The organism is Dolichospermum sp. UHCC 0352, from assembly GCF_009711925.1.
GTDB lineage: Bacteria > Cyanobacteriota > Cyanobacteriia > Cyanobacteriales > Nostocaceae > Dolichospermum > Dolichospermum lemmermannii.
Map to the genome: position 1 here is coordinate 1 of NZ_VIKY01000272.1, position 8,473 is coordinate 8,473.

Genomic DNA, 8,473 nt, shown 5'->3' on the forward strand with positions numbered 1-8,473 from the left:
TGTGGTTTTGGGTTTTGGGGTTTAAGTTGAGCGAACTGACAAGTCAGCGCTTCGCTATCGCACTCCCTCAACTCCCCAAAAGCGATTATTCATCTTTATTAAACTGATACGTCTGACTCCCCCTGCGGTAAAATATCCTTAGTTCAAGGAATTGACTATGAAAATAAAAGCAATTATTTGGGAAGAAGATGGTGTATGGTGTGGTTCTGTACCAGCTTTACCAGGGTGTCATACCTGGGGTGAAAGTTATGAACATTTATTAGAAATGTTGAAAGATGCTGTTCAAGGTTGGTTAGAAGTTGCTAGTCAGCAAGAAGAAATTGAACCAGAAAAACAATTAATTGAGTTATCTTTATGAAATCCGTTTCTGGTAAATCTCTGTGTAAGATTGTGGAACGCTATGGATGGAATCTAAAAAGGATTACAGGTAGTCATCATATCTATGTTAAGGAAGGTATGAGTGTGATTCTTTCTATACCTGTTCATGGAAATCGTGATCTACCTATGGGTACACTGAAAAGTATTTTGAAAGATGCTGGTTTAACTGAAGAAGATTTAGATTAATTTCGCTATCGCACTCCATCAACCTCCCCAAACAGCGAACTGACAAGTCAGTGCTTGCGCTATCGCATCCCCTCAACTCCCAAACAGCGAACTGACAAGTCAGCGCTTGCGCTATCGCACCCCCTCAACTCCCCAAACAGCGAACTGACAAGTCAGCGCTTGCGCTATCGCATCCCTTCAACTCCCCAAACAGCGAACTGACAAGTCAGCGCTTGCGCTATCGCATCCCTTCAACTCCCCAAACAGCGAACTGACAAGTCAGCGCTTGCGCTATCGCACTCCCTCAACTTCTCTTTTTAACGAACCAAAGAGACACAGTGTATTGCAATCATCACCAAAATAATTACGTTTCAGCAAAGACTGCTCGCATCTAATTACGTTTTTACTGTACTTCTTCACAGAGTAAATTACAGTATGCTATCGGTGAAGTTTGTTAGCTATAAAGCCAAACTCATTCAGAAAATTAGTGTTATTACTTGCTGTTATTAATTATACTGGTTAGTTTAGTAATCTTGATAGTCAAAGGTCTTGTTATTTTTCGTCAGAGAAGCTAAGGTAGAGTTAAAATATAATGCGCTTTATAAGCTTAGGTGTTGCAAATGGGTATCCTAGAGGCTATCAAACCTGGTTATTTTGAAGAATTTCGGCTTGAAGAAGCTCAATTATTCTTAGAGCAGTGTTTAGCCTGTGATTCTTCCAATGCTGAATTTTATGAATTTCTTGGAAATATTGCACAACGTCAAGGCATAAACATAGATCAGGTAAAATATAAGCTCTCTGAGGCTCTTCAAGAATTTATAATTTTGTTTGAGCTTCAAGAACAGCTTGTTATTACAGGTTCACAAATCAAGGAGCTTACTAAACGTATTCCTGCTCCTGATTCTGAAAATAAATTAAAGCGTAGTTACGCGCTTGAAGAAAAATTCTTGGACATGGCTTTTCAGAAGTTTGTCGAAAGAGTTTCTGAAATTAATTATGTTCACTCCAGAATCGTAGAGAATTACTGGAACTATCTTCCTGAGAAGCTTCAGGATTTGATTTTGTTTGGTTATATCCAAGAATTATTGGCTCAAGGAAAATATTCTTTATCTGAACTTGGCATTTCTCAAGCTGTTTGCAAAAAACACGAAGATTCGTTTTTGCAATTCAAGAGTTATCTTCTCAATGTATTGAGTGATTCTGATGTTGGTGTACGGTTACCTCAGTTAATAGATAAATATGAGCAAATAGTTTCTAATACCTCTGAAAATAATCCTAGCCAGCAGAAAAAAACACCATGTAAGAGGTATAATTTGGAAGAGTTCTTAGTAAAAATAACTCCTCTAAATTCTCATGGTGAAAGTGACTGGGGTGAAGCAATTGGTAACGAAGTTTGGTAGTAAGGTATATGTGCCGGAGCGCGGCGACATTGTATGGCTAAATTTCAGCCCTCAAGAGGGGCGTGAACAAGCTGGTCATCGCCCCGCTTTAATTATTTCTCCTATGATATATAATGACTTAGGTCTTGCTCTAGTCTGCCCAATAACTAACAGTACAAAAGGTTATCCTTTTGAAGTTCCTATACCTAGCGGTATAAATACTACAGGTGTTGTTTTAGCAGATCATCTTAAAAGCATTGATTGGAAAGCAAGAAAAGCTGAATTTATTGAAAAAGTTTCAGTTGAATTTGTTACTGAAGTCATTAGTATATTATCTGTGATAATTCCCTATCCTCAGCAAGATTAAAAGTGTTGTAATGACTGAGGATAAAAGCAATTAGTAAAATACTAATATCGCACCCCTCCAACTTCCCAAACAGCGAACTGCTTGCAGCAGCGCTTCGCTATCGCTCTCCCTCAAACTCCCAAACATCTTTTTTAACGAACCGCAGAGACGCAGAGGACACAGAGAAAGAGAGATCGCACTCCTTCAACTCCCCAACATCCTTTTTTAACGAACCACGAAGACACGAAGAACACGAAGGAAGAAGAGAAGAGCGATCGCATCCCTCAACATCCCAAACAGCGAACTGCTTGCAGCAGCGCTTCGCTATCGCATCCCTCCAACTTCCCAAAAGCGATCGCATCCCCTCAACTTCCCAAACAGCGAACTGCTTGCAGCAGCGCTTCGCTATCGCACCCCCTCAACCTTCCAAACAGCGACGCACCCCCTCAACCTCCCAAACAGCGAACTGCTTGCAGCAGCGCTTCGCTATCGCACCCCCTCAACCTCCCAAACAGCGAACTGCTTGCAGCAGCGCTTCGCTATCGCACACCCTCAACTCCCCAACATCCTTTTTTAACGAACCACTCCAGACACAGAGGACACAGAGAGTTTCGCGCAAAGTCGCAAAGGAGCAAAGACGCAAAGAATCGCACTTTTCCCCAATATCCTTTTTTAACGAACCACGAAGACGCGAAGAACACGAAGGAAGAAGAGAAGAAAAGAGCGATCGCATAGCTTACTGTATCGTATCAAATGAAACAGGTTGAGGTAAAATATCTAAATATACCCACACTCATAGTTTTACAGATTGATACAGATGAAATTAAGACAAGTAGCAAGCGGATGGGAATTTGAAAGCGAAAAAGATTTAGAAAATTTGGTTTGGAACAACTTAGAAAAGATATTTGGATATAAACCTTTAAAGCGACAGTATCAAGTCAGTGGACAATATTGTGATATTTTAGCTTTTGGTAAAAATAAGGAACTTGTAATCATAGAGTTAAAAAACTCTGAAGATAGATATATTGTCCAACAACTTACTCGTTATTATGATGCTCTTTTAGATGAAAAACCTTTTCCTGAATATATAAATTTTCAAGTTCCTATAGTTTTAATTGCTGTTACTCCGAATTTTCATAGAGATAACTATACTGATCGAAAATATCATCAACTAAAATTTAACTTCTTGCAGTTTAAAATTATTTGTCAAGAGCAAAAATTTAGTCTAAACATAATTAATGTAGATACTACTCTCAACTGGAAATTAGATTTTGATTATTCACGAGAAAATCATCTTAAAAAAGAAATTCCTAGTCCTCATAAACGGTTTTATCAATTAATTGAAAAATGTACACCTCAAGAAAGAGGTAAATTACTCACATTTCGAGAAACAATTTTACAATTTGATGATCGTATGCAAGAAATATCCCAAGATGGTGGTATTTATTATGGTAACGCGAAAACTAAACATTGTGCTGAATTAAGGCTAGATAGCAAAAAAGAACTTGTGCTATTTTTATGGCTACCTCGCAATTTCTTATGGGAACAACAAGGTAATATTTTTAGATTCAGAATTTGGACAGATTGGAAGAATGCAGCTATTGTTATGCCTGTCTCCAGAGGACTTGGTAAAGTAAATCCAACTCGTATTAAATTTGCAAAGGAAGATGCTAAAAATCGAAGTTTAAATATCTTTATTTATGAAGCTTTACGTAGATGGTTTGAAAGAATTTAATCTTACCTCTTCTTTGCGCCTTTGCTCCTTAGCGTCTTTGCGCGAAACAAAACTCTCCGTGTCTCTGCGCCTCTGCGTGAGAAAAAAGGGCATAGTCAACAAACTACACCCCTAGCCTATATCTAGAGCTGCTTCACCTCACTAACCAACTTAGCCACCATATCCTTAGCGCTACCAAACAACATCGTCGTTTTAGCCTTATAAAACAACTCATTATCAACACCAGCAAAACCCGCACTCATACCGCGCTTAATCACAATAGTTTGCTTTGCGCGATCAACCTCCAAAATCGGCATCCCATAAATAGGACTATTCTTATCACTACGCGCCGCCGGATTGACCACATCATTAGCACCAATCACCAACGCCACATCAGCCTGTTCAAACTGGGGATTAATATCCTCCATATCATACAACTGCGTATAAGCCACATTAGCTTCCGCCAATAATACATTCATGTGTCCCGGCATTCTCCCCGCCACCGGATGTATCGCATATTTCACATCCACACCCATGCGCTCTAATTGATCAGCCAACTCCCGGACGCTATGCTGTGCTTGAGCAACCGCCATACCGTAACCTGGGACAATCACCACAGAACGGGCATAACCCAACATCATCGCCCCTTCCTCAGCATCAATACTGCGAACAGGTTGATCACTAGCGCCAGCAGCCGCACCACCACTAGCAGTAGAAACAGAACCAAAAGCACTAAATAAGACACTGAACAAAGAACGGTTCATAGCCTTACACATAATTTCCGTGAGGATAAGACCAGAAGCCCCCACCAAAGCACCGGCGATGATTAACATATTGTTCATCACCACAAACCCAGCCGCAGCCGCAGCCACACCGGAGAGGGAGTTTAACAGAGAGATGACAACAGGCATATCACCCCCACCAATGGGGAGGACGAACATCACACCCAAGACCAAAGAAACAGCCACCACTCCCAAAAATACGGGGAGGCTATCTGGTGTCATGATTAAATAGGCACTTCCAGCTAAATAAGAACCCAAAAGCAAGAGGTTAAAAGGTTGTTGCAAAGGAAAGGTAATGGGAGTACCGCTAATTAGACCTTGCAATTTGGCAAAAGCGAGAAAACTACCTGTTAAAGTCACGCCACCAATTAACACATCCAATAACATGGAAATGTTGACATCGAGGGGGATAGGCTGTGAACTATCTAATAACCGCCAAAATTCAGCAACGGCAATTAATGCGGAAGATGCTCCACCTAAACCATTTAATAAACCCACCATTTGGGGCATTTCCGTCATTTGCACTTTGTAAGCAATAACAGCGCCAATTACCGAACCAATAGCCAAACCTATCAAAATCATCTCGTAATTTAATACGTGCTGATCTAGCATTGTAGCGACAATAGCTAATAGCATTCCCACCGCAGCGACAAGATTACCATTTCTAGCACTAGCGGGAGAACCCAGCTTTTTCAAACCTAAGATAAATAATGACGCAGCGACTAAATAAGTTAGCTGAATCCCAGTTGGTAAAAAGTCGCTCATGCTTTAACTTCCTTTTTTTTAAACATTTGCAGCATTCTGTCAGTGACTAAAAAACCACCGACAACATTCACCATTGCCAAAATTACGGCGATTAAACCGAGAATGACTGATAAGTTCGTGTTTTTCTCCCCCGCAGCCAGGATTGCACCAATTACGGAAATCCCGGAAATCGCGTTTGAACCGGACATTAACGGAGTGTGTAACGTGGGGGGAATTTTGTTAATCACTTCAAAGCCAATAAAAGAGGCTAGGACGAGTACAAATAAAGCCGGAAGTAATGCTTGTGTCATGTTAATTTTGGATTTAAGAGGTTTCGCGCAAAGATACAAAGGAGCAAAGACGCAAAGAGAAGATTTACAACAATCATGGAAAATATCCCTCAAACACTCATTTCTCTGTGAACTCTGTGCCTCTGTGGTTCGTTATTCCGTAATTAGTCCGCGCAGGCGGACTTTGCCTGTGTAGCCGCGAATTATATTCGCCTGGGCTTTGTTTGTATCAACTAAACCGCTACCGCTTGCAAAGCGTCTTTTACTCGTTGGTTTCTAATTTCTCCACCATGAGTAACACAAGCTGCGTCAACGATATCGTCACCAAAGTTGATTTCTAAGGCTTTGTCTTTAATTAACAATTGCATTAATGAGGTAACGTTCTTTGCGTACAGTTGACTGGCGTGTACTGGCATGGATGAGGGTAAATTAATTGGTCCGATAATTGTTACCCCGTTCCAAATAATATCTTTACCCGCTTCTGTACAAGCGCAGTTTCCACCTTGTTCTGCGGCTAAATCCACAATTACTGAACCGGGTTTCATTTGTGCCACCATTTCTTCTGTCACCAGTCTGGGGGCTTGTCTCCCTGGTACTTGGGCGGTGGTAATGACAATATCGGAGTTTTTGACGTGGCTGGCTACTAGTTCTTGGGTACGCTTTTTACTATCTTCTGAAATTTCTTTGGCGTAACCACCGGCTGCTACGGTTTCTTCTTCGAGTTTGACTTCGACGAATTTCGCCCCTAAGCTTTGCACTTCTTCTTTAACGGCTGGGCGGATATCAAAGGCTTCTACTACTGCTCCTAGCCTTCTGGCCGTCGCTATGGCTTGCAATCCTGCCACACCTGCACCCATAATAAATACTTTGGCGGGAGCAATTGTCCCCGCAGCGGTGGTTAACATGGGGAAGTATTTCGGTAATGCCGCCGCCGCAATCAATACGGCTTTATAGCCCGCCAGTGAAGCCTGGGAAGACAAGGCATCCATGCTTTGCGCCCTGGTGGTACGGGGGATTAATTCCATGCTCAAAGCGGTAATTTGCCGATTTGCTAATTGTTGAGCAATTACGGGATTTCCCAGGGGATTAAGGAAGCTAATTAATACAGAGCCAGATTTAAGTAATTCAATTTCTGTTCGGCCGTCTTCTCTGGTTTGCGGTGGGCTAACTTTGAGTAAAATATCTGCTTCACTCCATAATTGGGCAGAATCATGACTAATTTTTGCTCCTGCTGCTTCATAGTCAGCATCACTGAAAAATGCTTTTTCTCCCGCACCTGTTTCTACCCAAACTTCTAAACCTTGTTTGACTAATTTTCCCACGGTGTCAGGAATTAAAGCTACACGCCGTTCACAAACTTCTATTTCTTTCGCAACTGCTATTTTCATGCAATCTCCTGGATATAAATACTTAACATCACCCGTTAACTTTTAATACTTCTTATGTCAAATTAGTATCATTAAGCTGATGGGATGATTAACCATGAATTACCTTTGTAGATAGAATTTCCAAATTTTGTTTTTGCTATCTTCGTTCTCTAGTCACAACTTCAACTTGACAGTATGCAGATATCATCCTCACAAAACAGCTATAAGTAGAATTAGTTATCGCACATCCTCTGCCGATTTCTACATTTTGGATATTGTTCTTTAGATTATTTTATATTTTGGAAAATTCGCACTCTTTTTTTGATTCATTATGGAATTTTTAATCATTTGCGATATATCTGAATATTCATAATTAGCAACAAAAATTATTCTTTTAGATAATAAAATTAAGAATGTTTACACTAAATGCTAAATAACAGTAATTTTGCTTTATAGATGGAACTTTTCACAAGAATGGCACTTTTACCTTTAACTAACGTCTATTGTCAAGCATATAGTAGTAAAGTTTAGTTACAAATACTAACGCTTAGTTAAAAACTATCCACTAGCGGAAACCTAATTTATGAAACGCTTACTTTCTGCCTTAGCTGTTACTAGCTGTTTATTAACAAGTTTTTCCGCTACAACTTGGGCGCAAAGCTTACCTGGTTTGACACTTTTTAGCGGTGTCAAAGCTGATAATCAACTGCCTTACCGCTTGGATTTTGGCGGACAAACCAATAGCACTGATCGTTATATACTAAGAGTTCCTGCCAAAAAAATGAAATTGGCAGTAGCTCAATTTGCCATTACCTATCCTGATTATTACAAGGGAAGTTTTGATACCAAAAGTGTTGAAGTCTTAGTTAAAGGCAAAAAAGTCCCCCTGTCTGAAGTGAAATGGGATAAGGAAGGCCGAGCGATTCAAATATTTCCCGAAGAACCAGTTCCAGCCGGTCAAAAAGTAGAGGTAGTCTTATCTAACGTTCAAAATCCGTCTTTTGGGGGAGTTTTCTATTTTAATTGTCAAGTGCTTTCCCCTGGAGATGTGCCATTATTGCGTTACCTCGGCTCATGGATTATCAGTATTACTTAAAAAGGGAACTGACAACGGACAACGAACAACTGACAACTGACAACGAACAACGGACAACGGACAACTGTACGGGCGAAGCATTTGGAGAACTATTTTTGGCAATGACCGATAATTTATCTTCCAAATGCTTCGCCCCTACTGACAACGGACAACGGACAACGAACAACTGACAACGAACAAATGACAACTGACAACTGTACGGGCGAAGCATT

General features: G+C 40.5%; 10 protein-coding genes and 1 pseudogene. 7 read left to right on the forward strand and 4 right to left on the reverse strand.

What is annotated here, in order from left to right; all coding sequences use genetic code 11:
- Positions 1-157: 157 nt before the first annotated feature.
- The 6 genes from FJR06_RS19350 (at position 158) to FJR06_RS19370 (ending at position 4,003) form a co-directional block, all read left to right on the forward strand.
- The gene (locus tag FJR06_RS19350; protein WP_015081078.1) at positions 158-358 is read left to right on the forward strand and encodes a type II toxin-antitoxin system HicB family antitoxin; all 201 of its coding nucleotides are present in this window, start codon (positions 158-160) and stop codon (positions 356-358) included.
- Positions 355-564, forward strand: coding sequence for a type II toxin-antitoxin system HicA family toxin (locus FJR06_RS19355; protein WP_015081077.1), 210 nt, complete (start codon positions 355-357; stop codon positions 562-564). The genes FJR06_RS19350 and FJR06_RS19355 overlap by 4 nt, the downstream gene beginning before the upstream one ends.
- Positions 565-1,163: 599 nt before the next feature.
- The gene (locus FJR06_RS19360; RefSeq protein ID WP_015081076.1) at positions 1,164-1,943 is read left to right on the forward strand and encodes a hypothetical protein; all 780 of its coding nucleotides are present in this window, start codon (positions 1,164-1,166) and stop codon (positions 1,941-1,943) included.
- Positions 1,924-2,289, forward strand: a complete 366-nt coding sequence (mazF, locus tag FJR06_RS19365) for an endoribonuclease MazF (RefSeq protein ID WP_041458487.1) — start codon at positions 1,924-1,926, stop codon at positions 2,287-2,289. Before FJR06_RS19360 ends, mazF begins: the two co-directional genes overlap by 20 nt.
- A 287-nt stretch (positions 2,290-2,576) precedes the next feature.
- On the forward strand, positions 2,577-3,035 hold the full coding sequence (locus FJR06_RS24070) for a hypothetical protein (RefSeq protein ID WP_217359797.1): 459 nt from the start codon (positions 2,577-2,579) through the stop codon (positions 3,033-3,035).
- A gap of 50 nt (positions 3,036-3,085) precedes the next feature.
- On the forward strand, positions 3,086-4,003 hold the full coding sequence (locus FJR06_RS19370) for an endonuclease NucS domain-containing protein (protein WP_015081072.1): 918 nt from the start codon (positions 3,086-3,088) through the stop codon (positions 4,001-4,003).
- A 122-nt stretch (positions 4,004-4,125) separates the two neighbouring features.
- Here FJR06_RS19370 and FJR06_RS19375 read toward each other — a convergent pair whose 3' ends face one another.
- From FJR06_RS19375 to FJR06_RS19385, 3 genes are all read right to left on the reverse strand, one after another.
- Positions 4,126-5,529, reverse strand: a complete 1,404-nt coding sequence (locus FJR06_RS19375) for an NAD(P)(+) transhydrogenase (Re/Si-specific) subunit beta (RefSeq protein ID WP_168652075.1) — start codon at positions 5,527-5,529, stop codon at positions 4,126-4,128.
- Positions 5,526-5,819: an NAD(P) transhydrogenase subunit alpha gene (locus FJR06_RS19380; RefSeq protein WP_015081070.1), complete on the reverse strand. Its 294-nt coding sequence runs from the start codon at positions 5,817-5,819 to the stop codon at positions 5,526-5,528. The genes FJR06_RS19375 and FJR06_RS19380 overlap by 4 nt, the downstream gene beginning before the upstream one ends.
- Positions 5,820-6,031: 212 nt before the next feature.
- The gene (locus tag FJR06_RS19385) at positions 6,032-7,186 is read right to left on the reverse strand and encodes a Re/Si-specific NAD(P)(+) transhydrogenase subunit alpha (protein WP_015081069.1); all 1,155 of its coding nucleotides are present in this window, start codon (positions 7,184-7,186) and stop codon (positions 6,032-6,034) included.
- Positions 7,187-7,748: 562 nt separating this feature from the next.
- On the opposite strand from FJR06_RS19385, the gene FJR06_RS19390 reads away from it, so the two are divergent.
- On the forward strand, positions 7,749-8,261 hold the full coding sequence (locus tag FJR06_RS19390; protein ID WP_015081068.1) for a DUF2808 domain-containing protein: 513 nt from the start codon (positions 7,749-7,751) through the stop codon (positions 8,259-8,261).
- Here the strand turns inward: FJR06_RS19390 and FJR06_RS19395 are convergent.
- Positions 8,254-8,473 (reverse strand): annotated as a pseudogene (locus FJR06_RS19395) (hypothetical protein); the annotation flags it as partial. The gene FJR06_RS19390 and the pseudogene FJR06_RS19395 sit on opposite strands and share 8 nt — an antisense overlap.